25 protein-coding genes and 1 pseudogene are annotated in these 25,485 nt (G+C 73.1%); 9 read left to right on the top strand and 17 right to left on the bottom strand.

The genetic code is table 11. From position 1 onward, the window contains the following. Window positions 1-29: 29 nt before the first annotated feature. The 6 genes and pseudogenes from CCE02nite_RS02250 to CCE02nite_RS02225 form a co-directional block, all read right to left on the bottom strand. Window positions 30-704 (bottom strand): annotated as a pseudogene (locus tag CCE02nite_RS02250) (response regulator). Then, window positions 701-2,161 (bottom strand): sensor histidine kinase, encoded by a 1,461-nt coding sequence (locus tag CCE02nite_RS02245; RefSeq protein ID WP_170227187.1) that lies wholly within the window; start codon window positions 2,159-2,161, stop codon window positions 701-703. The pseudogene CCE02nite_RS02250 and the gene CCE02nite_RS02245 overlap by 4 nt, the downstream one beginning before the upstream one ends. 31 nt (window positions 2,162-2,192) lie before the next feature. After that, a complete protein-coding gene (locus tag CCE02nite_RS02240; protein ID WP_141387782.1) occupies window positions 2,193-3,017 on the bottom strand; it encodes a hypothetical protein in 825 nt (274 codons plus the stop codon). Window position 3,018: 1 nt separating this feature from the next. Further along, a complete protein-coding gene (locus CCE02nite_RS02235) occupies window positions 3,019-3,888 on the bottom strand; it encodes an ABC transporter permease subunit (protein ID WP_141387780.1) in 870 nt (289 codons plus the stop codon). After that, window positions 3,885-4,643 (bottom strand): ABC transporter ATP-binding protein, encoded by a 759-nt coding sequence (locus CCE02nite_RS02230; RefSeq protein WP_141387778.1) that lies wholly within the window; start codon window positions 4,641-4,643, stop codon window positions 3,885-3,887. Before CCE02nite_RS02230 ends, CCE02nite_RS02235 begins: the two co-directional genes overlap by 4 nt. Before the next feature lie 176 nt (window positions 4,644-4,819). Next, window positions 4,820-5,431, bottom strand: a complete 612-nt coding sequence (locus CCE02nite_RS02225; protein ID WP_141387776.1) for a hypothetical protein — start codon at window positions 5,429-5,431, stop codon at window positions 4,820-4,822. 217 nt (window positions 5,432-5,648) lie between these two features. On the opposite strand from CCE02nite_RS02225, the gene CCE02nite_RS02220 reads away from it, so the two are divergent. Together CCE02nite_RS02220 and CCE02nite_RS02215 are read left to right on the top strand one after the other, a co-directional pair. After that, window positions 5,649-6,383, top strand: coding sequence for a hemerythrin domain-containing protein (locus CCE02nite_RS02220; protein WP_141387774.1), 735 nt, complete (start codon window positions 5,649-5,651; stop codon window positions 6,381-6,383). 36 nt (window positions 6,384-6,419) lie between these two features. Then, window positions 6,420-6,866, top strand: a complete 447-nt coding sequence (locus CCE02nite_RS02215) for an SRPBCC family protein (RefSeq protein WP_170227186.1) — start codon at window positions 6,420-6,422, stop codon at window positions 6,864-6,866. A gap of 23 nt (window positions 6,867-6,889) precedes the next feature. On the opposite strand, the gene CCE02nite_RS02210 is transcribed toward CCE02nite_RS02215, so the two are convergent. Beyond that, window positions 6,890-7,678 carry an MHYT domain-containing protein gene (locus CCE02nite_RS02210; RefSeq protein WP_170227185.1) on the bottom strand — a complete coding sequence of 263 codons (789 nt, stop codon included), beginning with the start codon at window positions 7,676-7,678 and terminating at the stop codon, window positions 6,890-6,892. Between the two features lie 348 nt (window positions 7,679-8,026). Between CCE02nite_RS02210 and CCE02nite_RS02205 the strand changes: the two genes are divergently transcribed. Next, window positions 8,027-9,040 (top strand): lysylphosphatidylglycerol synthase transmembrane domain-containing protein, encoded by a 1,014-nt coding sequence (locus CCE02nite_RS02205; protein WP_170227184.1) that lies wholly within the window; start codon window positions 8,027-8,029, stop codon window positions 9,038-9,040. Between the two features lie 112 nt (window positions 9,041-9,152). Here CCE02nite_RS02205 and CCE02nite_RS02200 read toward each other — a convergent pair whose 3' ends face one another. Genes CCE02nite_RS02200 through CCE02nite_RS02190 form a run of 3 tightly spaced genes read right to left on the bottom strand, consistent with a single transcriptional unit; the run spans window position 9,153 to window position 10,299 of the window. Next, window positions 9,153-9,644, bottom strand: coding sequence for a GyrI-like domain-containing protein (locus CCE02nite_RS02200; protein ID WP_141387766.1), 492 nt, complete (start codon window positions 9,642-9,644; stop codon window positions 9,153-9,155). Between the two features lie 43 nt (window positions 9,645-9,687). After that, window positions 9,688-9,987: a hypothetical protein gene (locus CCE02nite_RS02195; protein ID WP_047233320.1), complete on the bottom strand. Its 300-nt coding sequence runs from the start codon at window positions 9,985-9,987 to the stop codon at window positions 9,688-9,690. 30 nt (window positions 9,988-10,017) lie between these two features. Next, window positions 10,018-10,299, bottom strand: coding sequence for a dsRBD fold-containing protein (locus CCE02nite_RS02190; protein WP_141387764.1), 282 nt, complete (start codon window positions 10,297-10,299; stop codon window positions 10,018-10,020). A 237-nt stretch (window positions 10,300-10,536) separates the two neighbouring features. Between CCE02nite_RS02190 and CCE02nite_RS02185 the strand changes: the two genes are divergently transcribed. Further along, window positions 10,537-11,172 carry a response regulator gene (locus tag CCE02nite_RS02185; RefSeq protein WP_141387762.1) on the top strand — a complete coding sequence of 212 codons (636 nt, stop codon included), beginning with the start codon at window positions 10,537-10,539 and terminating at the stop codon, window positions 11,170-11,172. A 60-nt stretch (window positions 11,173-11,232) separates the two neighbouring features. Here CCE02nite_RS02185 and CCE02nite_RS02180 read toward each other — a convergent pair whose 3' ends face one another. The 4 genes from CCE02nite_RS02180 to CCE02nite_RS02165 all read right to left on the bottom strand — a co-directional run bounded on the left by CCE02nite_RS02180 (window position 11,233) and on the right by CCE02nite_RS02165 (window position 15,035). After that, window positions 11,233-11,721, bottom strand: coding sequence for a hypothetical protein (locus tag CCE02nite_RS02180; RefSeq protein ID WP_141387760.1), 489 nt, complete (start codon window positions 11,719-11,721; stop codon window positions 11,233-11,235). Then, window positions 11,718-13,295 carry a GAF domain-containing sensor histidine kinase gene (locus CCE02nite_RS02175; RefSeq protein WP_170227183.1) on the bottom strand — a complete coding sequence of 526 codons (1,578 nt, stop codon included), beginning with the start codon at window positions 13,293-13,295 and terminating at the stop codon, window positions 11,718-11,720. The genes CCE02nite_RS02180 and CCE02nite_RS02175 overlap by 4 nt, the downstream gene beginning before the upstream one ends. A gap of 130 nt (window positions 13,296-13,425) precedes the next feature. Then, entirely contained in the window at window positions 13,426-14,019 is a 594-nt protein-coding gene (locus CCE02nite_RS02170; protein WP_141387756.1) for a DoxX family membrane protein, read from the bottom strand. Between the two features lie 50 nt (window positions 14,020-14,069). Continuing rightward, window positions 14,070-15,035, bottom strand: coding sequence for a universal stress protein (locus tag CCE02nite_RS02165; protein WP_170227182.1), 966 nt, complete (start codon window positions 15,033-15,035; stop codon window positions 14,070-14,072). A gap of 208 nt (window positions 15,036-15,243) precedes the next feature. Here CCE02nite_RS02165 and CCE02nite_RS02160 point away from each other — a divergent pair, with 208 nt between their 5' ends. Continuing rightward, window positions 15,244-16,326: a zinc-dependent alcohol dehydrogenase family protein gene (locus tag CCE02nite_RS02160; protein WP_371861892.1), complete on the top strand. Its 1,083-nt coding sequence runs from the start codon at window positions 15,244-15,246 to the stop codon at window positions 16,324-16,326. A gap of 155 nt (window positions 16,327-16,481) precedes the next feature. Here the strand turns inward: CCE02nite_RS02160 and CCE02nite_RS02155 are convergent, their stop codons facing one another. Continuing rightward, a complete protein-coding gene (locus CCE02nite_RS02155; protein WP_141387752.1) occupies window positions 16,482-17,459 on the bottom strand; it encodes an Acg family FMN-binding oxidoreductase in 978 nt (325 codons plus the stop codon). Between the two features lie 309 nt (window positions 17,460-17,768). Here CCE02nite_RS02155 and CCE02nite_RS02150 point away from each other — a divergent pair, with 309 nt between their 5' ends. Beyond that, window positions 17,769-18,737 (top strand): Acg family FMN-binding oxidoreductase, encoded by a 969-nt coding sequence (locus tag CCE02nite_RS02150; RefSeq protein WP_443092599.1) that lies wholly within the window; start codon window positions 17,769-17,771, stop codon window positions 18,735-18,737. 40 nt (window positions 18,738-18,777) lie between these two features. Here the strand turns inward: CCE02nite_RS02150 and CCE02nite_RS02145 are convergent, their stop codons facing one another. Then, entirely contained in the window at window positions 18,778-21,414 is a 2,637-nt protein-coding gene (locus tag CCE02nite_RS02145; RefSeq protein WP_141387748.1) for a cation-translocating P-type ATPase, read from the bottom strand. Between the two features lie 170 nt (window positions 21,415-21,584). Between CCE02nite_RS02145 and CCE02nite_RS02140 the strand changes: the two genes are divergently transcribed. Genes CCE02nite_RS02140 through CCE02nite_RS02130 form a run of 3 tightly spaced genes read left to right on the top strand, consistent with a single transcriptional unit; the run spans window position 21,585 to window position 24,362 of the window. Next, the gene (locus tag CCE02nite_RS02140; RefSeq protein WP_141387746.1) at window positions 21,585-22,475 is read left to right on the top strand and encodes a universal stress protein; all 891 of its coding nucleotides are present in this window, start codon (window positions 21,585-21,587) and stop codon (window positions 22,473-22,475) included. A gap of 12 nt (window positions 22,476-22,487) precedes the next feature. Further along, window positions 22,488-23,363, top strand: coding sequence for a universal stress protein (locus CCE02nite_RS02135; protein WP_141387744.1), 876 nt, complete (start codon window positions 22,488-22,490; stop codon window positions 23,361-23,363). A 9-nt stretch (window positions 23,364-23,372) separates the two neighbouring features. Continuing rightward, window positions 23,373-24,362: a zinc-dependent alcohol dehydrogenase family protein gene (locus tag CCE02nite_RS02130; protein WP_141387742.1), complete on the top strand. Its 990-nt coding sequence runs from the start codon at window positions 23,373-23,375 to the stop codon at window positions 24,360-24,362. Here CCE02nite_RS02130 and CCE02nite_RS02125 read toward each other — a convergent pair. After that, entirely contained in the window at window positions 24,278-25,351 is a 1,074-nt protein-coding gene (locus CCE02nite_RS02125) for a universal stress protein (RefSeq protein ID WP_141387740.1), read from the bottom strand. The genes CCE02nite_RS02130 and CCE02nite_RS02125 overlap by 85 nt on opposite strands. Window positions 25,352-25,485 lie beyond the last annotated feature (134 nt).

Below are 25,485 nucleotides of genomic sequence, written 5' to 3'. Positions count from 1 at the left end.
GGCGCACCGGCCACGGCCGGGAGCGCCGGTCAGGGTCGTGACCGGACGAGCCCGCTCTCGTACGCGACGATCACGGCCTGGACCCGGTCCCGCACGCCCAGCTTGGCGAGGAGGTTGCCCACGTGCGTCTTGACCGTCGTCAAGGACAGCACGAGGCGCTCGGCGATCTCGGCGTTGGAGAGCCCCTCCGCCACGTATCGGAGCACGTCGAGCTCGCGCGGCGTGAGCGACCGAAGCCGGGGATCGAGGCCGTCGCCGTCCGTGGGGCGGCCGTCGGCGGGCAGGTGCGGGGCGAAGAGGTCGAGCATCCTGCGCAGCACCCGGGGCGCGACCACCGCGCTCCCCGCCGCCACGGTGCGGATCGCTTCGACGAGGTCGTGCGGGCGGGCGTTCTTCAGCAGGAAGCCGCTCGCGCCGGAGCGCAGCGCCGCGAACGCGTACTCGTCGACGTCGAACGTGGTCAGCACGAGCACGCGCGTCCCGGGGTGCTCCGCGACGACGCGCCGGGTCGCCTCGATGCCGTCCATGCCGGGCATCCGGACGTCCATGACGACGACGTCGGGCGAGAGCGCCGCGACCTAGTCCAGCGCGACCCGGCCGTCGGACGCCTCGCCGACCACCTCGAGATCGGTCTCCGACTCGATCACGAGCCGGAAGCCCATGCGCAGGAGCGCCTGGTCGTCCACGAGCAGCACGGTCGTCACGGGGCCCCTCCGTCGTCCTCGTCCTCCGGCGGACCCTCCCGCCGGTTCTCCCGCAGGTCCCGTCGCCGGTCGTCCGTCCGGTCCCACGGGAGCACGACGCGCACGACCCACCCGCCCTCGGGGCGCGGTCCCGCCTCGACGCTGCCGCCGAGCAGGGCCGCGCGCTCGCGCATGCCGAGGATGCCGCGGCCGGTCCCGCCGCCCGCGCCGGGACGGGTGCCGCCGGCGTCGCGGACCTCGACCTCGACCACGTCCACGCCGCGCCGGACCTCGACCTCGGCCGTCGAGGTCCCGGGCGCGTGCCGCAGCACGTTCGTCAGCGACTCCTGCACCACCCGCACGACCGCGAGCCGGAGGGGGGTGTCGTCCGGGAGCGGGACGTCGAGGCCGGTCGCCGTCACGGGCACGCCCGCGGCCCGGAAGCGCGCGACGACGGCCGCGAGGTCCGTCCCGGTCGGCTCGGGCCGCCCGTCGTTCGCCTCCGGCTCCTCGTCGCCGGGGTCGAGCGCGCCGAGGACGCGCTGCATGTCGGTCAGCGCCTCGCGCCCCGTCCGGGAGAGCTCCCGCAGGGCCTCGCGCGAGCGGTCGGGTGCACGGTCGAGCGCGGCGCCCGCGCCGTCGGACAGGGCGACCATCACCGAGACGCTGTGCGCGACGACGTCGTGCATCTCCCGGGCGATGCGGGCGCGCTCGGCCGCGCGGGCGAGCGCCGCGCTCTGGTCCCGGTCCCGGGCCATGGCCCGGTAGCGCTCCGCCAGGTCCTCGGCGTGCAGCCGGCGGGCGCGCACGCCGGAGCCCGTGGCCATGCCGAGGAGCAGGAGCGCGAGCAGGAGGGACACGGACGCGGAGCGGCGGCCGGGGGAGAAGGGCGGCTCGGCGAGGTCGCGCACCGGGTCGCCGTCGGGCGTCACGACCGGGTCGCTCCAGAGCAGGATCTCGGCGAGGCCGATGTCCTGCCACCACCACAGCGCCACCGTGACGACGGCGAGCACCGCCGCGCACGTCAGCCACGCCGTGCGCGGCGGGCGGGAGGCCGCCACGGCGTGCACCGCGCACGCGAGGCACACCCCGAGGACGCCCAGCACGCCCGCGGCGGCGAGGGACACGACGGCGAGCGCCGTGAGCGCGGCCGTGACCGCCAGGGGCCGGGTGCGGCGGGCGAGGAGGAGCGCTGCCCCGACGACGGCCCCGACGAGCCAGGCGGTGACGACCACCTGGGCGACGGGCTCGTCGGGCCGGAAGAGGCCGAGCCCGGTGGACCCCTCGACGGTCGCGAGCCCGAGGACCGCGGTGACGAGCCCGAGCGAGACGAGGCCGGCGACGAGCGCCGCGTCCGCGGCCCGCGGGTGCTGCCCGACCAGGCGGCCGAGCGGCCCGCGCCGCTGGAGGTCGGGCGTGGCGAGGGCGATGTCGTCGGTCGCCGTGCGGACGGCAGCGGCGGGGGACGGCGGGGGCATGACCCCACTCTCCCATCCGTCCGCGGCCGGGTCAGGCGACGTCATGGCGACGCAGCCGGATCCCCGCCGCGACGAGCAGGACGACGGCCCACGCGGCGAGCACGAGAGCGCCCGCCCACGGACCGACGTGCAGGCCCAGCGTCGTCGCGTCGAGTGCGGCGAGCCGCTCGTCGCCCTGGAGGAGCCGCGCCCCGGCGCCCGGGAGGAGGGCACGCGTGGTGTCGGCGACCCGGCCGGGGTTCGTGGCGAGGAGGTGGTCGAGCACGACGACCAGGACCACGCCGGCGACGAGCGCGGCGTCGGGCCGGCGCAGCAGCGCCCCCAGCCCCAGCCCGACGAGCGCGACCCCGGTCTGGTAGAGCACGAACCCCCCGAGGAGGCGCGCCGTCTCCGGGTCCGCCGCGTCCAGCACGAGCCCGGTCGCCGCGCGCTGCCCGGCGGTCGCCGCGAGCGCCGCGCCCAGCGCGACCGCGGCCGTGAGGGCCGCGACCGTCGTCGTGACGAGCACCTGGGCGACGAGCACGGGGATCCGCCGGGGGACCGCGACGAAGGTGACGCGCGCCGCACCGGTGCGGAACTCGCCCGCGCCGGTCGTCGCGCCCAGCACGAGGAACCCTAGCTGGGCGAGCACGTACCCGGCGACGGCGGCGGGCGCGCCGGACGCGCCGCCGTCGGGCCGGGCGAACAGGCCGAGCGCCCAGGCGCTCGCGGCCGCCGCCGCGACCGTGGCGAGAGCGAGCCAGCCCGTCGCACGCAGGCTCGTGAGCTTGTCCCACTCGGCCGCGAGCACCCGGCGGAGGGTCACCGGCGAGCGGTCTGCGAGCCGGACGGCGGGGGTCGGCGTCGTCGCGGCCACGTCACACCACGTCCCGCGTGCGGAGGCGAAGGGCGGCCAGAGCCAGGGGGACGGCGACCCACGCCGCCAGGACGATCCCACCGCCCCACGCACCGAGGTCGGGCGCTCCCTCGACGGGGCCCTCGGTGGTCAGCAGCGACCCCGCGCCGGCGGGGAGGAACGTCACGGCGGTGTTGACGGCGGCCTGGGCGGGCGGCACGTCCGCGGACGCGGCGAGCGGGTCGCTCGCCAGGTCGGCCGCGAGCACGAGCGCGACGGGCAGGACGAGGACGACGAGGACCGCGACCGTCAGGGCAGGCACCGGCCGTCGGAGCAGCGCACCGAGCGCGAGGCCGAGCAGGGCCGTCGCGACGAGCAGGAGCACCATCCCACCGAGCACCCGGGGTGTGCCGTCGCTCGCGAGGTCGAGGTCGATGCCGCGGGCCTGCGCCGAGGGGACCAGGGCAAGGGCGGCGGCGCCGACCGCGAGCACCGCCGTGAGGAGCGCGAACGCGGCGGTGACGACCGTCTGCGCGGCGAGCACCGGCCAGCGCCGGGGGACGGCGACGAACGTCGTACGGAACGTGCCGGTGCTGTGCTCGCCCGTGCCGACGAGGACGCCCAGGACGAGCGGGGGCACCTGGGCGAGCAGCAGGCCCGACGTGAGAGAGCCCATCGGGTCGAACCCCGGGTCCACGGACGACGCCTGGGCCGAGAGGTAGGTCAGTGCGGCCGAGACCGCGACCGTGAGCCCGGCGGCCCACCAGGAGGACCGGAGGCTCGTGAGCTTGGTCCACTCGGAGCCGACGACGCGTGCGAACGTCGGGCCCCGGTGCGTCGTCCGCGCCACGGCCGGGGAAGTGCGCACCGCGGCGGGGGTCGCGGCGGTCATCGGGCACCGCCCGCCGCGGCGCGGTCGGACCCGCCGGAGGCACGGCCCCGGTACTGGACCGCTCCGGCCGTGAGCCGCAGGTACGCGTCCTCGAGGGAGCCCGCGTCGGCGGCGAGCTCCTGGACCGGTGCGTCGGCGAGGAGGCGGCCTCGGCCGATGATCACGACCCGGTCGGCGCAGAGCGCGAGCTCGTGCATGAGGTGCGAGGAGAGGAGCACGGTCCGTCCCTCGGCCGCGAGGCCCCGGACGAGCCCCCGCACCCACAGGACGCCGTCGGGGTCGAGGCCGTTCACGGGCTCGTCGAGGATGAGCGTCCCGGGGTCGCCGAGCAGCGCCCCGGCGATGCCGAGGCGCTGCCCCATCCCCAGCGAGAAGGTCCCGGCACGCCGTCCGGCGACGCTCTCGAGCCCGGTCATCCCGATGACCTCGTCCACGCGGGCGCGGCCGATCCCGTGGGTCCGCGCGAGGGCCCGCAGGTGCCGGAACGCCGTGCGCCCCGGGTGCACGGACCGCGCGTCGAGCATGCACCCGACGGCGTGGAGCGGCGCCGGGAGGTCGGCGTACCGGCGGCCGTCGACCGTCGCCGTGCCCGACGTCGGCCGCTCGAGCCCGACCACGACGCGCATCGTCGTCGACTTCCCCGCCCCGTTCGGGCCGAGGAAGCCCGTCACCGTGCCGGGCCGCGCCGTGAACGTCAGCCCGTCCACCGCCGTCGTCGACCCGTAGCGCTTGGTGAGCGCCTCCACCTGGATCATGCGTCCTCCTGTCGTCGCGGGGCGCCCGGTCCTCGGATGCCGCCGTCGTCGACGCTACGGACGGGGGCGGGGCCGCCGGCTCCCGCCGTCGGCCGAGATTCGCGGGGGAGCGCGCTCCTCCTCGAGGAGGAGGCGGTCGTGCCGGGGGCGGAGCCCGGCGCGGTCCGGGCCCGGGGTCACGGCGCGTCGGGGCGGGACGCGTCCGCCGCGCGCTCCGCCACCAGGACGCCGGCCCGCCACCCTGGGGCGCGACCTCCCTGGGGCGGCTCCTGGTCGACGGGGAGGCCCGCCCGCACCAGCAGCCAGGCGACGAGCGAGTTGGAGTTCCACATGTCGCGGGCGCCCGACGGCCTGCGGCCCCAGGTGAGGGTCGGGACGGCAGGGGCCGCGTGCAGGAGCCGCGCGGTCGCGGCGGTGTCACGGGTCACGACGACGGCCGGTCCCACGGCGTGGGAGCGGTCGGGGATCAGCCCGTTGGGCCAGCAGCGGACCTCGTACCGGAACAGGCGTGAGCGGCCGAGCAGGCGGGCGCCGACCGGTCCGGTGGCGACCACCCCGCGCGCGGCCGGGGCGTGACCCCACGCGGGAGTCATCTCCACGGTGTAGGGGACGCCGTTCCGGTGCACCTCGAGCGCGGCGTGGAACAGCGGGCCCGGTCGGCGGCGCTCGAGGAGGGCGCACGCGCGCTCCCACCACGCGCTCGTGCGCCGCACCACATGACCGCCGGCGCCGACCGGCAGCCAGAGCAGCTCGACCCGGTCGTCGGTGCCACAGACGCTCGTCGTCACCCGACGACGCTATAGGCTGGGCGCATGCTTCCGGCGTGAGAACGCCGGCGGGATCCGATGAGACAGCGGATCGAGAAGCCCCGTCGCTCCACACGGCGGGGCTTCTTGCTGCGCGGGTGAACGTGCCCGAGGAGCATTGTGGCCCGTTCGCGGGCGGGAGTAGCGTTCGGAGTACGCCACGACGACACCGAGGTCGACCGATCGGGCGGAGGACGCGATGACCGACAAGCTCCCTCTCCCCGGGCCGCTGCCCGCGGGGCAGCACCCCGGGTGCGACACGTCGGGCATGTACCTCGTCCACCGGATCTTCCGCTGGCTCTACCGCGAGCTCCCCGAGCTGGTCCGCGACGTCCGGCCGGGCGACACCGAGCGCTCGGCGGTCGTCGGCCGCTACGCCCACCTCGACTTCTTCGCGCTGCACCTGCACCACGAGACCGAGGACCTCGTGCTGTGGGACCGGCTCGAGACGCGCGAGCCCGCGTGCGCGCTGCACGTCGGTCAGATGCGGGCGCAGCACGCCGAGGTCGCGGTGAGGCTCGCACGGATCGAGCCGCAGCTCGAGCCTTGGGTGGCCACGGCCGACCCCCGGCTCCGCGACGCCTTCGCGACCGACGTCGAGGGCCTGCGTGACGTCCTGACGGCGCACCTCGGGCAGGAGGAGGACGAGATCCTCCCCGTGGCCGGGGGCGTGATGTCGCAGCAGGAGTGGGACTCCATGGAGGAGCACACGCGCGCCAGCCTCATGAAGCACCGCAAGGAGCTCGGCAAGGACGTCGTGGCGCTCCAGCTCGGCCTGCTGCTCGCGAGCGTCCCCGAGGCCGAGCGGGAGGACTGGTTCCGCGCGAACGTGCCCCTGCCCGTCCGGGTGCTGTACCTGCTCCTGCTCAAGCGGCGGTACGACGCCGCGATGCGGGAGCTCTACCCGGACCGCCCCGTGCCGGCGATGGTCTGACGCCGAGACTGAGGGGACCGAACCGTGTGGCGACGCGTGACGCTCGACGTCCACCTCGACCACCCGCCGTCGCGCATCTTCCCGTACCTCGCCGACCCCGGTCGGTGGCCCGATTTCGCGCCTGCGGTCGACTCCCGTCGCCCGTTGGACGGCGCCCCGGTCCAGGTCGGCGACCGGTGGGCCGCCGTGGACCGCATCGGGCCGTTCCGGGTGCGGTTCACCGACGTGCTCGAGGTCGTCGAGCCCGACCGGCGGGTCGTGTGGCACTCCACGGCGCCCTGGAACTCGCGCGTCGAGTACGTCACGTCGCCTGACGGCGGCGGGACGCGCGTGCGCGCCGACTACCACGGCGACGTCGCCGCCGGTCTCCGGCTGGTGGCGCTGCTCCCGACCGCGGTCCTGGCGCGGATCCTCCTGCGCGACTTCGCGGGCCTGCGCCGGGTGCTCGAGGCGGAGGACCGAGCACGCGCGCGCCGGTCGTGAGCGGCGGGTTCCCCCGCGGGCCGCTAGCTGCCGACCGAGACGTTCTCCTGCGCCATGCGCTCCCGGAAGGCCTCGTGCCGCTGCCTCTCGCTCTCCGTCCGGGAGCCGACGACGACGAACACCAGCAGCAGGATGGAGCCGCCTCCCCCGACGAGGAGGGCACCCAACAGGTCCAGCATCGGTACGCCGCCGTCCGGTGCGCCCGGCTGGCCGGTCACCGAGACGCCCCACATGCCGGTGTAGTGCATCCCCGCGACCGCGACCCCCATGACGAGGGCCGACACGGTCATGGACAGCCCGCCCCGCGCGTGCACGCAGAGCCAGAGCGCCGCCGTCGCGGCGGCGACCGCGACGAGCAGCGCCAGGGCGACGGAGATCGCGCTGTAGTGCATGGTGCCGTGCAGGCGCATCGCCGCCATGCCCATGTAGTGCATCCCGGCGACCCCGAGCCCGGCCACGGCGCCTCCCGCGACCAGCAGCAGGGGTCGGTAGCCGAACATCATGACCAGGTGCAGGCCGACCGACACGACCACCACGGCGACCAGCGCGGAGACGATGGTGAGCGGCACGTCGTAGTGGATCGGCATGCCGGTGACCGTGAACCCGAGCATCGCCACGAAGTGCATCACCCAGATGCCCGTGCCCCCGATGGCCGCGGCCCCCAGCCAGAGCCACGCCGAGCGCACGTGCCACGGCGCGTCGACTCGGGACCGGGAGACCGCGGACAGGCCGCAGGCCGACCCGGAGACCGCCGCCGCGTAGGAGATGAGCGGCGTCACCGCTCCGTAGGTGAAGTGATGGACATCGAGCATGTGCATACCGCCTCAAAAGCATCAGAAGGGACATGGCACCCTCAAGCGATATCCGTGATGCCGCACGCCGGACGTGGCGTCGAGCAGCCGAACGGCGAGTCCCTGCGGGAGGACCAGAAGCGCCGAGACACGATGGGCACGCACTCTGCCGCCGACCGGCCCTGGCTGGGGCTGTCCCGCTCGACCCAGGGAACCAGAGGACTCTTCCTCGTTCGGTGGTGCTCGCGGATGCCTAGCGTGGAGGCCATGGCGCATCTCGTGCGGCGATGCTCGGCTGCTCGACGTCACGTGCCTCGGCATCTCGATCGTGCGCGGCACGTGTGGCTTCGCCGTGGGGTTCGTCCGGCAGTGATCATCCTCGTCGTGCGGTTCCTCCTGGTCCCGTCGGTGCCTGCTGCAGAACGGGCCCTGGAGGTGCTCTCCCACGTCGAGCCGACCCTCTTGGCGCTGGGTGTGCTCCTCGAGGCACTGAGTCTGGCCACCTATTCAGTACTGACCTCGGTCGTTCTGCCACGCGAGGGCAGACCCGCCTTCAGCTGGCTGTTCCGGACGGACCTCTCGGCCTTGAGCGTCGCGCACGTGACTCCGGCGGGGGCGGCGACGAGCAACGTCGTCCGTGTCGGCCTGCTGCACCGAGGGGGCGTGCGCGTGGAGGAGGCCGTCGCGGCCGTTGCCGTCCAGGGGCTCGGCTCGGCAGCCACTCTGCAGCTGATTCTCGGCGTGGCTGCTCTGACCGGCGTGCTGCTCGGTATCGCGCCGGGACTCTACGTGGGAGTGGCAGCGGCAGTCATCGGTGTCCTGATCGCCGAGCTCGCCGTCGTGCGGGCTGTGGAGCATCACCCGGACGGGCTTCCTGCTGCTGCGGAGCGCATCACCCGGTGGTCGTCCTCCCGATGGCGTGAACGACTGCAGGGATGGGTGCGACCGACCATGGTCAGGGTGGTCGACCTGTTGTCCGAGCGGCGCCTCCTGGGCAGATTTGCGGTCTGGGGATCGCTCAACTGGTGTCTGGACGCGGCTGCCTTGTGGGTCTTCTTGGCAGCCTTCGGCGTCCGGTCGAATCCTGTCGCGCTCTGTGTCGCCTACGGTGTCGCCAACGTCATGGCCGGTGTTCCCATCGCCCCCGGCGGCCTCGGTGTGGTCGAAGCCGGTGTCATCTCCGTCTTGACCGGTCTCGGCGAGCCGTCGGGCCCGGTCGTTCTCGGCGTCGTGGCCTGGCGGCTGCTGCAGTTCTGGCTGCCGATCCCTGTCGGCGCTGCCTGCTATGCCAGCCTGGTCGTCTCGTCTCGCGCTGGTCGACGTCCACGTCCCGGCGGGGCCGAGGCGCCGCCCGTGACCCTGGGTGCTCACCGCCTGGGTTGACACGCAGATCACCCACCGTGCGCATCGGCTCGGAGAGCGGAGCTGTGTCACGGGTGCCGAGTCGCGCGGTCGCTCGGCGAGTGTCGCGTTCGCAGGTCTCGCGCACCGACGCTTAGACGGGCATGAAGACCCGGGTGCGCCATGTCCTCGGGTCCGGATCGGAGTCCGGTCCGATCTCGTAGTACTCCCAGAGCTGGTCCGACGGCTCCAGCCCGCGGGCCCGTGCCCATTCCTCCATGTGGGCGTACGTCAGAGGCAAGGTGCCGTGCGGCCCCACGTGCACGGCCTCGACGGCACGGCCTCTCGGCAGACCGCCGGTCTCCAGCGAGCCGCCCACGGGGACCGCAACCGTGACTCGGCCCGGGGCCACCGCCTCCTTCACGGGGAATCCCAGCTCGACGTCGAACCGCTCGTCCGAGCTGTCGCGGTAGCGCGCGTAGGGCGGCCCGGTGATCCGCACGCCCGCGTCCTCCAGGGCCCGGGAGAGGGCCGGGAACGTGCGGGCGCACACGTCGCCGAGGTGATCCCACGGGAGGAGCTGGCGCAGCCCGACCGTGTGCTCGACGTCGTCGGACCACTGCGTCAGTCTGATGTCGTCGGTCATGCTCGGCTCCGTCACGGGCCCTTCCCCAGGAGTAGCGCCGCCGTCAGGACCTGCGGCCGCCGATCGCGATCGCAGGTCCGGAGAACATCGCGATCCCCAGCACGAAGCCGAAGTCGTACCAGCCACCGTTGTTGTCGACCTCGTAGATGCTCACCGTGTCGGTGAAGAGCGAGACGATGAACGTGACCGGCAGGATGATGCCTTGCCACAGGCCCCACCAGAAGCCGTAGCCACCGGGGTTCGCCACGACGTTGGGACCGGCTGCGCAGGCTCCGAGAAGGAGCGCCGCTGCGACAAGGAGGGCTACGGCGAGGCCGTGCCACCGGGTGGTGCGGGCGGTCATGATGGTCACCTCTCCGTTCCTGGCGTGCAGTCAACCCATCAGCCGGACCGGTTGATGCTCGATCGCCGCGATGTCGTTCGAGGTCGCTCGTAGCAGCCGGTCTGCGAGATCTCGCAGTGCGCGTGCCGTGGCGAGCTCCTCCCCGATCTCCCTGACCGGGGTGTCGCCGGGACTGCGCCGGGCTCGACCGTGCCCCGTGAGCGTGGTTCCGCTCGACGTCGTCAGTACGGCGTGAGCCGTCGTGATCGCGCCTTCTGGGTCGATGTCGTCGGCGTCGAACAGCTCGACGGTGATGCTCCAGGTGTGGCTCATGGCCGTCTCTACCCCTCTGTGATCGTCCGTGGACCGGTTCGCTGTCTCGTTCTCAGGCTCACGCCGGTCGCGATCGCGCCGTAGGGGAGAAGGTCACACCTGGCGGTAGTCCTCCGGCGCCTCGGCGGCACGGGACGTGGTTGCTCCGAGCGAGGGGAGTCGCCCACCCCCGCGACGCCTACCCTCCTCGCCGTCCCAGGAGTGGAAGGACCTCAGGAGCGGGAGTACAACAGAACGATGGAGCAGGTGCGCGTGTACCTTCTTGACGATCACGAGGTCGTGCGGCGCGGCCTCAAGGGTCTGCTCGTGACCGAAGACGGGCTCGAGGTCGTCGGCGAGTCGGGCACGGCACGAACGGCTCTCCAAGAGATCCCCCGTCTGCGTCCTGACGTCGCGGTGCTCGACGTGCGCCTGCCCGATGGTTCGGGGATCGAGGTCTGTCGAGAGCTGCACGCTACGGCGCCGGACGTCCGGTCCTTGATCCTGACGTCGTACGACGACGACGAGGCACTCTTCTCGGCGATCATGGCGGGTGCGTCGGGATACCTGCTCAAGGTCATCACCGGGTCTGACGTGGTGGACGCGCTGCGGAGGGTGGCCGCGGGTCAGTCGCTGATCGACCCCGCCCTGACGTCGCGCGTCCTCGAGCGGCTGCGCGCCGGCCCGGTTCAGGAGCCGGCCTTGGCGGCGCTGAGCGAGCAGGAGCTCAACGTCCTGACGGCGATCGCCGAGGGACTGACGAACCGCCAGATCGCGAGCAAGCTGTTCTTGTCCGAGAAGACGGTGAAGAACTACGTCTCCAACATCCTGACGAAGCTCGATCTCGAGTCCCGGACCCAGGCGGCGGTGCTGGCCACGAAGCTCCTCGGGTAGCGTCCCGGGTGAGCGGCCCCGCCCCCTTCGACGTCGGGGCGAGCCACCTGGGCGCCCTCTTCAGCGGAGCACCGGCCCTGGTCCGTCGGCATCGGTCGACGTGGGCCGCAGGAGCTGCACCGTCGAGACGATCATGGCGATCACGCTCCCCAGGACGCCGAGCGCGAGCAGGACGCGAACGACGAGCATCCAGTCGAAGCCCTCCCCGGGAAGGCTGAACGGGAAGACGCGCCACAACGTCACGAGGGCGACGACCCCGACGCCGGTGACGACGACGTCACCGAGCGCGCGCAGCCACGGCGGGTCGGCCAGGAGGTACACCGTGTTGGCGGCGATGCCCGCGACCAGGGTGGCGTTGACGGCCGGGAGCACCTCGACGGTCTCGGTCGTGAGGAACGGCACCACCTGCCATCCTGGCCAGACGTGGATGAAGACCAGCAGTGCCGCGTCGACCAGCGCGGTGGCGACGTAGCCGCGGCGACGCGCGGTGAGGGAGGGTCGGGCCTCTGGCCGCGGCGCGGCGCCGTCGTCGCTCCTCGATCGGCTCATGACGCGTGGAGTGGGACGCGCCAGGTCAGGATGCTCCCCCGCGGCTCGCGTGGGCGGACGTCCACCCGCCCGCCCAGCTCGTCGGCTCGGTCGGCGAGGTTGAGCAAGCCGCCGTGGGCCGCACCGCCCTGGGGTCCGATGCCGTCGTCGCTGACGGTGCACACGAGCTCCTCGGTGCGGACCGTCACGTCGACCCAGACGTGGTCTGCGACAGCGTGGCGTGCTGCGTTGGACAGCCCTTCCCGCAGCACCGCCAGGACGTGGTGGTGGATCTCGACATCGACCAGGGTGTCGAGCGGCCCGTCCACCTTGAGCGCCGGAGGCCTGCCGAGGACGTGGGCGTACTCGTCGACGAGGTCGTGCACCTTGGAGCGCAGGGAGTACCGGCGCTCCTGGTCCGGTCGCAGATCGACGATGGAGCGGCGGATCTCGCGGATGGTGGAGTCGATGTCCTCCAGGACGGTGGTCAGAGGTTCGCGGACGGTGTCCGGGCTCCTCCGGGTGATGGCCTGGACCTGGAGTCCGAGCGCGAACAAGCGCTGGATGATGACGTCGTGCAGGTCGCGGGCGATCCGGTTGCGTTCGGCCATGACGGCGAGCTGCTGCTGGACGGCGCGGGTGTGGTGTCGTTCGAGCACGAGTGAGGCCTGGTTGGCGAAGTTGGTGATGAAGTCGGTGTCGGCGCTGAGGTTCTCGGCGTAGCGGCTCCGGGGCAGCGCGACCACGAGCGCACCTCGGGTGACGGAGTCGATCGCCAGCCGTGTCATGATGGCGCCCCCGTCGGGCAGGTCGGCCCAGCGGGTGCGGTCGGTCGCCATGGCGAGCATGGCGGGCTGGTGGATCTCTTGCAGGATCTGGTCCGGGTCGTCGGCGTGGCCCCCGACTGCAGCGCGGACGGTGAACCGGCCGTCTGCGCCGGGCGCGATCGCGAGGGCCGTGGTGGCGTCGGCGCCTTGCAGCGCTCGTCGCAGCACGGCTTCGAGCGCTTGGCGCGGTTCGGTGGCGCGAAGGACGTCGGGCTGCATCGCTGCCGTGGCTTCGAGCCATCGGGCCCGGCGCTCGGTCGTCATGAGGAGCTTGGCGTTCTCGATAGCGAGACCGGCCAGGCCCGCTAGCGCGGTCACGGCTTCCTCGTCGGCGGCGGTGAACGCGGGACCGGTGGTCTTGTCGGTGAGATAGAGGTTGCCGAAGACGCGGCCGCGGACCTTGACGGGCACTCCGAGGAACGTCGTCATCGGTGGATGGCCGGGTGGGAAGCCGGACGAGGAGGGGTGGCTGGTGAGGTCGTCGAGACGCAAGGCTTCGTGGTGGGTGACGAGGTGACCCAGGAGCCCGCGCCCGGTGGGTAGGTGGCCGATGCGTTCGCGCTCGGACTGACTCATGCCTTCGGCGATGAACTCGATGAGCTGACGGCGTGAGCGTCCGATGACCCCGAGCGCCCCGTAGCGTGCGCCGGACAGCGTGCAGGCTGCGCGCACCACGCCGGCGAGCAGGTCGCGCAGGTCGAAGTCGGTCGAGATGCCACTGACAGCCCGCAGTATCGCTTCCTGCACCTCGACCGAGGTCCGATCCACGCCTCCGAGGATATTGCGGCGCTGCGGCGTTGACGAGAGGGCAGGGGGAGGCCCGGCGGGCAGGGAGCTCGTCGGGCCTCGTGACGGACGGTGCACGTCGGTCGGCGCGAGGCGATGTGCGGCGCACTCACTAGGTGAGGGCGGGCCAACGCCGGACCAGGCGGGTGCTCTGCCACCACGCCCCCAGCCCGAGCGTTCGCCCGGAGTTGCCCAGGGCCAGGGCGACGAGCACGAGGGCGTAGATCAGGTGGTCGTCCATGAAGGGGTTGTTCGCGGGCGGCAGGACGGCCGTCCACATCAGGACCAGCATGATCGCGCCGGCGACGGCCGCGATCCGCATCCCGATGCCGAGGATGAGTGCGAGCCCGATGCCCAGCAACCCGACCATGAAGATCCAGTCGACCCACGCCTGTCCGGCGAGCCCCTGGTAGAAGTCGGCAAAGGGGCCGCTGGTGGCGTTGCCGAGGAACCCCGCAGTGGGCTGGCCGCCGTTGACCCAGGCGTCCTCCGAGAGGGTCTCGTGGCCGAGGCCGAAGGCCTTGTCGAGGAACGCCCACAGGAACACCCAGCCGAGGGCGATACGGATGACGGCGCCGACATACCTCAGCGCGACCTGTGACTGCGTCTCGACGACGACCGTCTCGCGTTCGACCGCGGTGCTCGGTGCAGCGGTGGGGGCCGAGCTCGGCTGAGAGGCTCGGCGCGGCTCGTGGATGGTGCTCATCGTTCTTCTCCTTGGTGCGTGCCGTCCTGGCCGGGCGGCGTGGGTGAGGGTCAGGTGTCGACGACGTCGGCAGGTTCCGGCACGCGGGCCGGGGACGGCAGCGGGGCCTCGTCGCGCGCTGCGGCGGGGCGGGGTGCGGGGACGACCTCGACCGGGCAGTGCGCGTGGTGCAGCACGGCCCGGGTCACGCTCCCGAGCACGGCGGCGACGAGAGCCGAGGGGCGGGTGCCGTGGCCGTGACGGCCCAGGATCAGCACGTCCGCGTCCTTGGAGTGGCGGACGAGGGTGTCGGTGACGTCGGCGTACTCCAACCATGTCTCGAACGACACGGACGGGTGGGCCGAGGAGGCCTCCTCGACCAGGCGGTCGATCACCTCCGAGGTGTGACCTCGCCACTCGTCCTGGACCGACCACTCGTCGACCAGGTAGCTGTAGAACGGGTCGAGGCGCCAGCAGTGCACGATCTCCAGACGTGCGGAGCGCTCGGCCGCCACGGCGAAGGCGCGGTCGAGGACGTGCGGGGAGATCTCCGTCCCGTCGACGGCTGCGACGACGATGCCGTGCTCTCGGTCCGCGTCGAAGTCGCGCGGCACGCTCAGCACCGGGCACGAGGCGCGTGCGGCCACACCGAAGGTGGTGCTGCCGGTGAAGATCCGCTCCATCAGCGCCGGCGACCGGTGGCCCAGGACGACGAGACGCGCGTGCTCCCCGGCGGCGGCAAGGACGTCGACCGCCGGGCCCAGGGCCGCCTGGACCCGGACGGATACGCGGCCGCCGGACAGCTCCTCGACGACCGTCTGCGCCTCGGCAAGAAGCTCGTGGCCGACGTCGACGAGGGTGTCGCTGGTCAGCAGCGGCCACATCGGTGCCAGCGGCACGATCTCGTGGATGGCGTTGACCAGCCACAGGTAGCAGCCTTCGCGTTCGGCCTCGCGTACGGCGTATCGCAGGGCGTGCGAGGCCTCCGGGGACCCGTCGATCCCGACGACGATCGGCCAGTCCGACGTGGTTCTCATGATGACCCTCCCGACACGGTGGTTCGCGCTTGCTCCCACGTTCGTCGCGGCACCGACCAGGAACCAGTGCCGTGGTGCTCTCGGGCGGGTGAGCACTTCGGCTCGTGGGGCGCGGGCCCTGCGGACTGCGGGAGCGGACAGGGGTGCCGAACGGCCCCATCCGTCACGGGACATGTGGTCCTACCAGCACGCGGGGCGAGGTGCTGACGTGGAGGAGGCAGCGAGCGAGGGCAAGATCGAGGAGGCGGAGATCATGAAGGCTCTGGTGTTCGACGGCCCAGGCCGCCGCGCGTGGCGGGACGTGCCCGACCCGGTCGTGCAGGACCCGCACGACGCCCTGGTGCACGTGGACGCGGTGACGATCTGCGGCACCGACCTGCACATCCTCAAGGGAGATGTCCCGACGGTCGACGTCGGACGCGTGCTCGGGCACGAGGCCGTGGGCACGGTCACCGCGGTCGGGGGCGCCGTGAGCACCCTGCGAGAAGGGGACCGCGTGCTGGTCTCCTGCATCACCGCATGCGGCCGCTGCTCCTACTGCCGTCAGGGCCGCTTCGGCCAGTGCTTGGGCGGCGGTGGCTGGATCCTGGGGCACAGGATCGACGGGACCCAGGCCGAGACGGTCCGCGTGCCCTTCGCGGAGCTGTCCACGCACCGGCTGGACGACACGATCGACGACGAGCAGGCACTGATGCTCGCCGACATCCTCCCCACCGCCTACGAGGTCGGCGTCCTCGCCGGTGCGGTCCGCCCCGGCGACAGCGTCGTCGTCGTGGGCGCCGGACCCATCGGTCTCGCCGCGACCCTGACTGCCAGGCTCTTCTCCCCGAGCGCCATCATCGTGGTCGACCTCGCGTCCGAACGCCTGGCCGCGGCGCAGCGCGCCGGCGCCACCCACACCCTCGACGCGCGCGCCGACGTGGTCGCACAGGTGCGCGACCTCACCGGCGGCCTGGGCGCCGACGTCGCCATCGAGGCCGTCGGGACGCCCGGCACGTTCGAGCTCTGCGTCGAGACCGTGCGCCCGGGCGGGCACGTCGCGAACGTCGGCGTGCACGGGGCACCCGCGACGCTGCACCTGGAACGCGACTGGATCCGCGACCTGACCATCACCACCGGCCTCGTGGACACGTTCACCACCCCGACCTTGCTCGCGATGGTGAAGAACGGACAGCTGCCCGTCGAGCAGCTCGTCACGCACCGCTTCGCGCTCGACGACGTCGACCGCGCCTACGACGTGTTCGGGCACGCCGCTGACACCGGCGCGCTCAAGGTCGTCCTCACCGCCTGACCTGCCTCGCCGCCAGCCGTCGCGGACGTGGCCTCCGTCGCACCGGCACCGAGGTGACCCTCGCCGAGGACGGGGCGAGGGCCGCGTCGTCCGTGCGGAGGGCGGGGCGCGAGCACGGGACGCTCTCCTGCGACGGCTACCCACCCGTCAGGTCGTCAGGCGGGGGACGGGCCGTCGCTCGTGGGGGCGAGGATCTGCTCGACCGAACGCCGCGGGCTGTACCGGCGCAGCGTGCTGTATCCCAGCCGGGCGAGCATCTGCGGGAAGCCGTCGAGGCTCAGGACCTCGCGGAGCTCGTGACGTGTCGTCGGGTTCTCGAGCACGGTCGTGGCGAACGACGCCCGCACGAAGTAGGTCGTCGCGACCAGGAGCATGCGCTCGGTCGCCTGGCCCGCGGCGATCCAGTCGCACGGGTCGTCGCCCGGGGACGAGAGCACCGCCAGGGTGGAGCGACTCTCGAACGCGCCGTGCCCCGTGCTGAGGGAGAAGCGGCGCACCGGCGCCTGGTCCTCACCGGTCCCCGAGGGGCCGAGCAGCTCACGGGGGATGCCGTCCTCGCGCTCGGGGCCGGTAGCCGTCCACGCGAGCTCCTCCTCGCGGGCCACGTCGTCCTCGGCCACGAGGTCCTCGGCGCGGCGCACGAGGTCGAGCACGTGTCCGCGTGCCGGGTCCGAGGGCTGGACGAGACGAAGCGCGCACCCCTCCTCGTGGGCCGCCGTCTGGATCTCCTGCAGCACGTCGGCGTCCAGCGGCTGGTCCTCGAACGGTTCACGTGAGGTCGAACGGCGTCCGATGGCCAGGGACAGCTCGAGCTCGTCCATGTCGGGACCCAGTGCGGGGATCAGGGCCATGGTCGCGACCAGCAGCTCGTCGTCCGGATCTGGTAGGACACGGACCTGGGCTGTCAGAGACTCGCGACGGGCTGCGACGCGTGCGTTGAGCACGAAGGCGCCGCAGCTGATGAACATCTCCCGACGTCGAGGATCGGTGTGACGCAGCCAGCGGGAGGGGTCCGCGTGGACCGTGATCGTGTCGCCGGTCGTGCGCACCTGCCAGGGTTGGGTGTTGTGCACGCTGGGGGCGCGTACCGCCGCGGCGAGGATCCTCTCGACCCGTGAGTCCAAGACGTCCATGACCGGCTCCTCCCGGTGCTCGCCGATGCGGCGTGATGAGCTCCTCGGCGGATCGTCCGCCGCGCGAGCTGCTCGTACCTCCAGCAGACGACGACGAAGTGACCCGGCACCAGGGTGGAACGGATCGGGGCCCGTGGCCGTTCGGCCCGGCAGCGGGGTGCGTGAGTCGAGCGGGCGCCCGGCGTGTCGAACCGTCCGGCGCCCGGTGACGGGTCGTTCGGCCCTACCGCCGCGCAGCGGCGGCGCCGAGCGTGGGAGGTGGCGTCGTCGTGCGGGCGCGCCGCCTGGCCCGACGAGCGGGGTGAGGACATGGACAGTCGCGGCAGGAGGATCGATCGGGTCCTGACGGCTGGGACGCGTGCCCCGAGCCTGCTCAACAGCCAGCCGTGGTCCGTGGCCAGCGACGGCGCAGTCCTGCAGGTCCGGGCCGACCCTGCCCGCAGGCTCGACGGGATCGATCCGAGCGGGCGAGAGATGTTCATCAGCTGCGGAGCCTTCTTGATGAACGTCCGCGTCGCCGCCGAGCACGAGGGGTTCGACGCAGCCGTCCGGCTGCTGCCCGACCGGGACGACGAGCTGCTCGTCGCGACCGTGGCCCTGGGCCCTGGGGTCGTCGCGACGATCGACGAGCCCGGGATGTTCGCCGCGATCCTCACCCGCCACACCCTGCGAGGCGACGCCCGGGGACGCGTTCCGGAGGTCGAGGTGCTGCAGAAGCTGCGTCGGGCGGTGCGCCGTGAGCAGGCGGACGTCGTCTTCCTCGGAGCCGGCGGCATCAGCTCGGGACACCTCGTGAGCGAGATGCGTCGTGCGGAAGCCGCTGCTTCGACGTCCTCGGTCGCGCTGGAGACCGACCGGAGCTGGATGGGTGTGCACTACGGGCGTCCTGACGGGGTGCCCATGGACGTGATGCGCGCCGGCTACGCCGACCCGATCACCGACGTCCACCCTGCGACGCGCGACGAGACGAGCGGGGCCCGGACGTTCGAGGGTCGGCAGCATCTGGCGATCCTCACCACGGTGGGCGACGGGCCGTACAACTGGCTCGTCGCCGGGCAGGCGCTCGAGCGCATGCTCCTGGTCGCGGCGACGCACGACGTGCAGGCCGCGTTCGCCACCCGGGCCCTGGAGAACCCCGCGACGCGGCACGAGATCGAGACCGCCTACTGCCCGGACGCCAGCGCTCAGATGTTCCTGCGGCTGGCCCGCAGCGCGCCCGGACCACACACTCCCCGCAGGGACGTCGACGACGTCGTCGCGAGGATCTCGACGTCATAGACCGGCGTCACACCTCGGGGCCGGCTGCAGGCATCAGCGGTCAACCGCGCCGGAGCCGACGACGTGCCCGCCATGTCTTGTCGAGCGCGTCGACGCCGAGCAGGGCTCCGGCCGAGGCGAGCGCCAACGCCCACCCCAGCGGTCCGGGGGCGGCCTGACCCAGGACCTGCGCGACGGGCGGCACGAGAACGAGCGTCAGGGAGACGGCGAGCGAGATCGGTACGGCGACGACGAGCAGCCGGTTGGTCGTCCATCCCAGCGATCCCGGCCACCTGGTCGAGCTGCGGCACGCGAAGGCGTTCGCCGCCTGGGACAGCACGACGCTGAGGAACGCCGCACCCGAGGCGGCGGCGAGGACGGCAGCGTCGACCGGCTCGCCGTAGCTCCACCCGTGGGACCACAGGCACACGGTGAACGTGAGCAGGGCTGCCGCTGCGGACACCGGGCCCAACAGCGCGAACGCACGGCGAAGGACGGTGCCGTTGAGCAGCCGCCCGGCGGCGGGAGGGTCGGTCAGCAGGTGCCGGGCGGGCGGCTCGGCGCCCAGCGCGACGGCGGAGACGGTGTCGGTACCGATGTCGATCGCGAGGATCTGCAGGATTCCGAGCGCGAGCGGGAACTGTCCTCCGGTGAGTGCCCAGACCACGAACGGCATGAGCTCGGCGACGTTGTCGGTGAGGTGGTAGGTGATGAAGCGCCGGATGTTGACGTAGGTCGCACGCCCCTGTTCGATGCCCCCCACGATGGAGGCGAACCGGTCGTCGAGCAGGACGACGTCCGCGGCCTCACGGGCCACGTCCGTGCCGGAGAGCCCCATGGCGACACCGACGTCGGCCTCGTGCAGGGCAGGGGCGTCGTTGACCCCGTCTCCCGTCATCGCGACGACCTCGCCCTGGGCGCGCAGGGCGCGCGCCACGCGCAGCTTGTCCTCGGGCGCCAGGCGCGCCACGACCACGCCGGAGCGGGTGAACACTGCCGCGAGGTCGGCGTCGTCCTGGGGCAGCTCGGCGCCGACCAGCACGGGATCCTGCGCGCCCCGGAGCCCGACCTGGTCGGCGATGCTCTTCGCCGTCTGCGGGTGGTCGCCGGTGAGCATCGCGACCTTGACCCCGGCCCGCCGACACTCGCGCAGCGCGTGGGCGGCGTCCTCGCGCGGAGGATCCTCGAGCGACAGGACGCCCTCCAAGGTCAGTCGGGACTCGGCCTCCCCAGGCCCCTCGGGAGGCCGGGCCGCCGGGCGAGAAGCGACCGCCAGGACCCGCAGCCCGTCGGCAGCGCCCCGCTCCGCCTCCTGGCGGGCGGCGGCCAGCAGCCCTGGTGGGTCGGTGCACAGCGGTAGCACCGACTCGGGCGCGCCCTTGACGAAGACACGGCCCCCGCCGGGGCTGTCGAGGTAGGTGGAGGTTCGGCGCCGTCGAGCGTCGAACGCGAACCTGGTCGCGGCCTGCAGTGCGGCTCGGTCCTGGTCCACGTCCACCCCGAGGCGCCGCGCGAGGACGTCGATGGCGACGTCGATACGGTCCCCGTGCGGGATCCATCGCCCTCCGGAGTGCTGGGCGAACCCGACCGAGGCCGCAGCCGCCGACCGGGCTGCCTCGACGACGGCCTCCCGAGCCTGGGAGGGACACGTGACCTGCCCGTCGGGGCTGTATCCGGGCGCCGCACAGGTCGCCGCACCCTCGGGGGTCCAGACGCGGACGACGGTCATCTCGTTCTGGGTGAGCGTGCCCGTCTTGTCGGTGCACACCAGGGTGACCGACCCGAGAGTCTCCACCGCTTCGAGGTGGCGTACGAGGACCTTGCGGTCGGCCATGCGCTCGGCACCCCACGCGAGCGCCAGGGTCACGGTCGGCAGCAGCCCCTCGGGCACCAGGGCCACCACGACGCCGATCCCCAGGACGTAGGCGTCGGAGAGCTCTCGACCGACCGCCCAGGACACCACGGCGAAGCACGCTCCGGCGCACAGGGCCGCGACGGCGAGCGTACGCACCGTGCGGTGCAGCTCGTGGGCCAGCGGTGTGACAGGGTCGGGTACGTCCGCCGTCAGGTGGGAGATCCGCGCGATCGCGGTCTGCGCCCCGACGGCGTCCACGCGCGCGTCGGCGGCACCCTCCACGACGAACGACCCGGCGACGACCGGGCTCCCGGCCGACCGGGTGACCGGCTCGCTCTCGCCGGTGACCAACGACATGTCGACCAGGAGCTCCCCGGCCCCCGTGACGGTGGCGTCGGCGGGGACGCGGTCGCCCGCACGCAGGCACACGATGTCGCCGACGACGACCTCGCTCGTCACCACACCGAGCTCGCGTCCGGCACGGCGGACGATGATCCGCGAGGGCAGCAGCGCACGCAGGCGCTCGGCCGCGCGACCCGCCCGCGCTTCCTGCAAGAAGGCGAACACCGCGTTGAGCACCACGACGATCGCGATCGCGACGGCGAGCTCGACGATGCCTGCGAGCCAGGCCAGCGCCGCCGCGCACCACAGCACGACGGCGAACACGCTGCTCAGCTGGGCGAGCAGGCGGCGCGGCGCGGAGGGGCCCCGGACCTGAGGCAACGCGTTGGGCCCGTGGCGCGCCAGCTCGCGCGCCGCCTGCTCGTCCGACAGGCCGCGGGCGACGGGTTCACGTGCTTCGAGGGCGCTCGAGCCGGCCGGGCGGTCCTCACAACTGCCCATGCTCCATCACAGGTCTCCTGCCGCTCGCAGGCCAAGTGCCGAACGGCCCGGCACCCGGCGGCGGACCGCGGACGACACCAGGGCCCAAGGTCACCGGTGGTACCGGGTATCCCGCACCTGGTCGCTCCCGCGCACGGGTGGTGCGCTGAGAGGTGAGGAGATGATCAACGATGAGCGACACATGGTCACGAGGGGTGGTCGTCGGCATCGACGGGTCGCCCGAGGCGTTTCACGCGTTCGACTGGGCGGTCGCGGTCGCGGACCGACACCATGCCCGCCTGCGCGCCGTGCACGCCCAGTCGGTCCCCGTCGGCCCGATCGTGCCCGTCCCGGCGTACATCCCCGAGGCGCTCGACGCCGAGGTCGACGCCATCCTGCGCCGGGCCCTGGGCAGAGCCAATCCTCGCCCACCCGGCGCGACGGACATCGAAGCCACGGTGAGCATCGGTCCTGCCGCCGCCGTGCTCGTGGAGTTCTCGCGCGATGCCGACCTCGTCGTCGTCGGGCAGCGCGGCTCGGGCGAGGACCAGGGCGGTCTGGGGTCGGTCTCGGCAGCGACCGCCGCGCGCGCCCACGGCCCGGTCGCGATCATCCCGACCACGGCTCGCGGGCTCGCCCCGGACCGGATCGTGGTCGGCGTCGACCTCGACGACGACCCCACCCCAGCGCTCGAGGTGGCGTTCGCCGAGGCGCGCAGCTGCACCCGTCCCGTCGAGATCGTGCACGCGATCGAGCCGGCGACACAGGTCGCACGGGCGGCCGGTGCCGGCGAGGAACCCGAGATCCACACCGAGCTCAAGGAGCTGACCGCCCGCTGGTCCGACCGCTATCCCGACGTCACCTGCCATGCCACGGCCCGCCCCGGCGACCCCGCGACCGTCCTGCTCGACCAGGTCACCGCCTTCGACCTGCTCGTGCTCGGCGGACGCCACCACCCCCGTGCTGTCGGGCGGCTGCTCGGCTCGGTACCGGACAAGGTCGTCGTCAACGCACCGTGCGCTCTGGTCATCGCCCACACCCGCAAGCTCGCCGACACCGACCGTCACGGGCAGCTCGACTAGGACACGAGGGAGATGAGCACGATGTCAGGCAACGACATCGTCGTCGGGGTCGACGGTTCACCAGCGAGCCTGCACGCAGCACTGTGGGCCGCACGGACCGCGACACGCCACGGACAGGACGTCACCCTGCTCAGTGCTGTCGACGACAGCGACGTCCGTCCGTCACGGCGCGAGGAAGAGCTCGTGTCCCGGACGGCGCACGCCCGCGACGTGCTGCGCACCACGACCGCGCACCTCGACCACGTCTACCCCGGTCACCCGTCCCTGCGCAGCGAGATCGCGCCGGGCGACCTCGTCGCAGCGGTCCGAGACCGCGTCGGGGCCGCCCCGATGGTCGTGGTCGGACGCAACGTCCAGCACATCGAGCGCTCCACCCTGGGCGCGACCGCGACCAGGCTGGCTCTCGCGGGCCGCGGCGTCACGGTCGTGGTGCCCGCCATAGCCATCACGGACACGCCTCACCACGTCGTGCTCGCGCTGTCCGACGAGGACCATCAGGACGACCTCGTCCGGTACGCGGTCGAGGAAGCCCGGCTCGCGGGCTGCCCGCTGCGTGTCGTCCACGCCGTCCAGACGCCAGCCCTCGTCCACGCGCTCTACGAGGACTGGGGGGCGGGGGAGCCCTGGAAGTCCGTCGCGTCCTCGCGCATCAGCGCCATGGTGACCCCCGTCGCGGCTCGCGCGGGCGTCCATACCTTCCTCTACGTCGCCGAGGGACCCGTCGCCGACAAGGTCCTGTCTCAGGTCTCGACCAAGGACGTCCTCGTCGTCGGCGGGCGCCACCACCATCCCGCCACCGCCCGTGCGCTGGGATCGGTCGCCGACCGGCTGCTGCGACGGTCCCCCGGGACGGTCATCGTGGTGCACCCCTCCCGTCGCGACCGCTAGAAGCACGCCATGAGGGCATGGAGAGCCTGGGAGCACCCGGGCGAGCTGCGCCTGGTCGACGAGCCTGCCCCGGTCCCCGCGTCGCACGAGGTGTCCGTCTCGGTCGAAGCCTGCGGGGTGTGTCGCACCGACCTGCACGTCATCGACCAGGAGCTGCCCGTCCACCGGCCCGGCGTGGTCCCCGGGCACCAGGTGGTCGGAACCGTCGCGCGGGCCGGGGCAGAAGTCCACCACCTGCGCCCCGGCGATCGCGTCGGCGTCGCCTGGCTCCACCAGACGTGCGGGCAGTGCGGCTGGTGCCGGACCGGCCGGGAGAACCTGTGCCCCGACTCCCGGTACACCGGATGGGACGTCGACGGAGGCTACAGCGAGCACGTCACCGCGCCGGCCGCCTACGTCTACCCGCTCCCTGCCGAGGCAGACGCGCCCACGACCGCGCCCCTGCTGTGCGCCGGGATCATCGGCTACCGGGGGCTCGCCCGAGCCAACCTCCCACCCGGCGGCAACCTCGGCATCTACGGCTTCGGGTCCAGCGCCCACGTCACCGCGCAGATCGCCATCGCCTCCGGTGCACGCGTCTTCGTCATGACCCGCGGAGAAGCGAACCGCGACCTCGCGCGGCACCTCGGAGCCACCTTCGTCACCGACGCGACAGGTGCACCGTCCGAGCCGCTCGACGCTGCCATCGTCTTCGCCCCCGCAGGCGAGCTCGTCCCCGTCGCGCTGTCCGCCACCACGCGCGGCGGAACCGTCGTCCTGGCCGGCATCCACATGAGCGACATACCGATCCTCGACCACCGCCGTCACCTGTTCGACGAACGCGACCTGCGTACGGTCACGGCCAACACCAGGGCGGCCGGAGCGGCGCTGCTGCGCGTCGCCGCGACGCTGCGCATCACCCCGACGGTCACGACCTACCCCCTCGACCAGGCACCCGACGCGCTCGACGCGCTGCGCTCCGGGCGCGCGAGCGGCTCGCTCGTCCTCGTCCCCGGTTGAGCTCTGGTCCCCGACCGACGCGAGCGCAGGTTCCTGTCTGCGTCCCCCAGGGGGACCGACAGAGAAGGACGCACCGTTCGCCTCTCGTCGGCCGCGGCTTCAACGCCAGCGGAATCCCGGCGCTCGACGCGCGCCGAGCCCCGGCCGGCCACGAGCACGGGACAACCCACACTCCGAAGAACCGTCGACAGGACCGGCGCCGCGCCCTTCGACCCCGACCCGGCCGGCGACCCGAGGACGAGGACGTCTTCGGGGCCGACCTGGCCGGCGAGCTGGGACGCGGCGCACCCGGAGAGGACGAGCATCCCACGATCTACCCCGTACCGGTCGGCGCACCGCTCGGACACCGACCACAGCTGGGAGAAGGCGGACCATCTCCACCAGCGCAGGTAGCCGCACCCGTCCGCCGCCTGGAGCGCACCCACGTGCTCGAGCACGTGCACGACCGTCACGGCGTGCGACTCCTGCGCCTCCCTGAACGCCACCTCGATCGCCGGTGCGTCGTTGGCGCCGGCCACGCCGACGACCACGCGGCCACCCGGGCGCGAGGGACAGCCACGCGGTACGACCGCCACGGCACCGTGGGCACGGCGAGCGACCCGCGCGCTCACCGACGCCCGGGGGCGCGACCCCGGAGGTCCGGACGACCGGGTGGTCCCGCTGCCGCCGAGGACGAGCAGGTCGGCCGCTCGCGAGCTCGCGAGCAGCGACGGGAGGAGCATCCCGCGCACCACGGACGCCGACACGTCGTGCAGGCCAGGACGAAACTCGGCCAGCACGTCCATGGCCAGGTCCAGGACGCGGCCCGCGTGGTAGCCCTCGTCGAACAGGTCGTGCCGCTCGCCGCGGCCCGCGGGTTCGAGGACGAACTGCACGTGCAGCGCGCTCCTGTGCCTGTCGGCGGCGTCGGCCGCCCACTCCAGGGCGTGGATGCTGCCAGGGCTGCCGTCGAACCCGACGACGACCCCTCGGCTCCATTCTGCAGGCATCGGGTCCTCCCACCGCCAGGGAAGCGGACCTGCCGTCCCGACCGCCAGGGCCGCTCTGCCCTTCCGGCCGCCATCCGGCCCGGGCGCGACCGCCGGAGCGGCGCCGCGTCGACGTCGCGCCCCCACGGTCCAAG

The sequence above is a fragment of the Cellulosimicrobium cellulans genome, from assembly GCF_006539945.1.
Lineage (GTDB): Bacteria > Actinomycetota > Actinomycetes > Actinomycetales > Cellulomonadaceae > Cellulosimicrobium > Cellulosimicrobium cellulans.
Note: the sequence above shows the minus strand (reverse complement) of the source record. Positions and strands in the feature narration are given on the sequence as shown.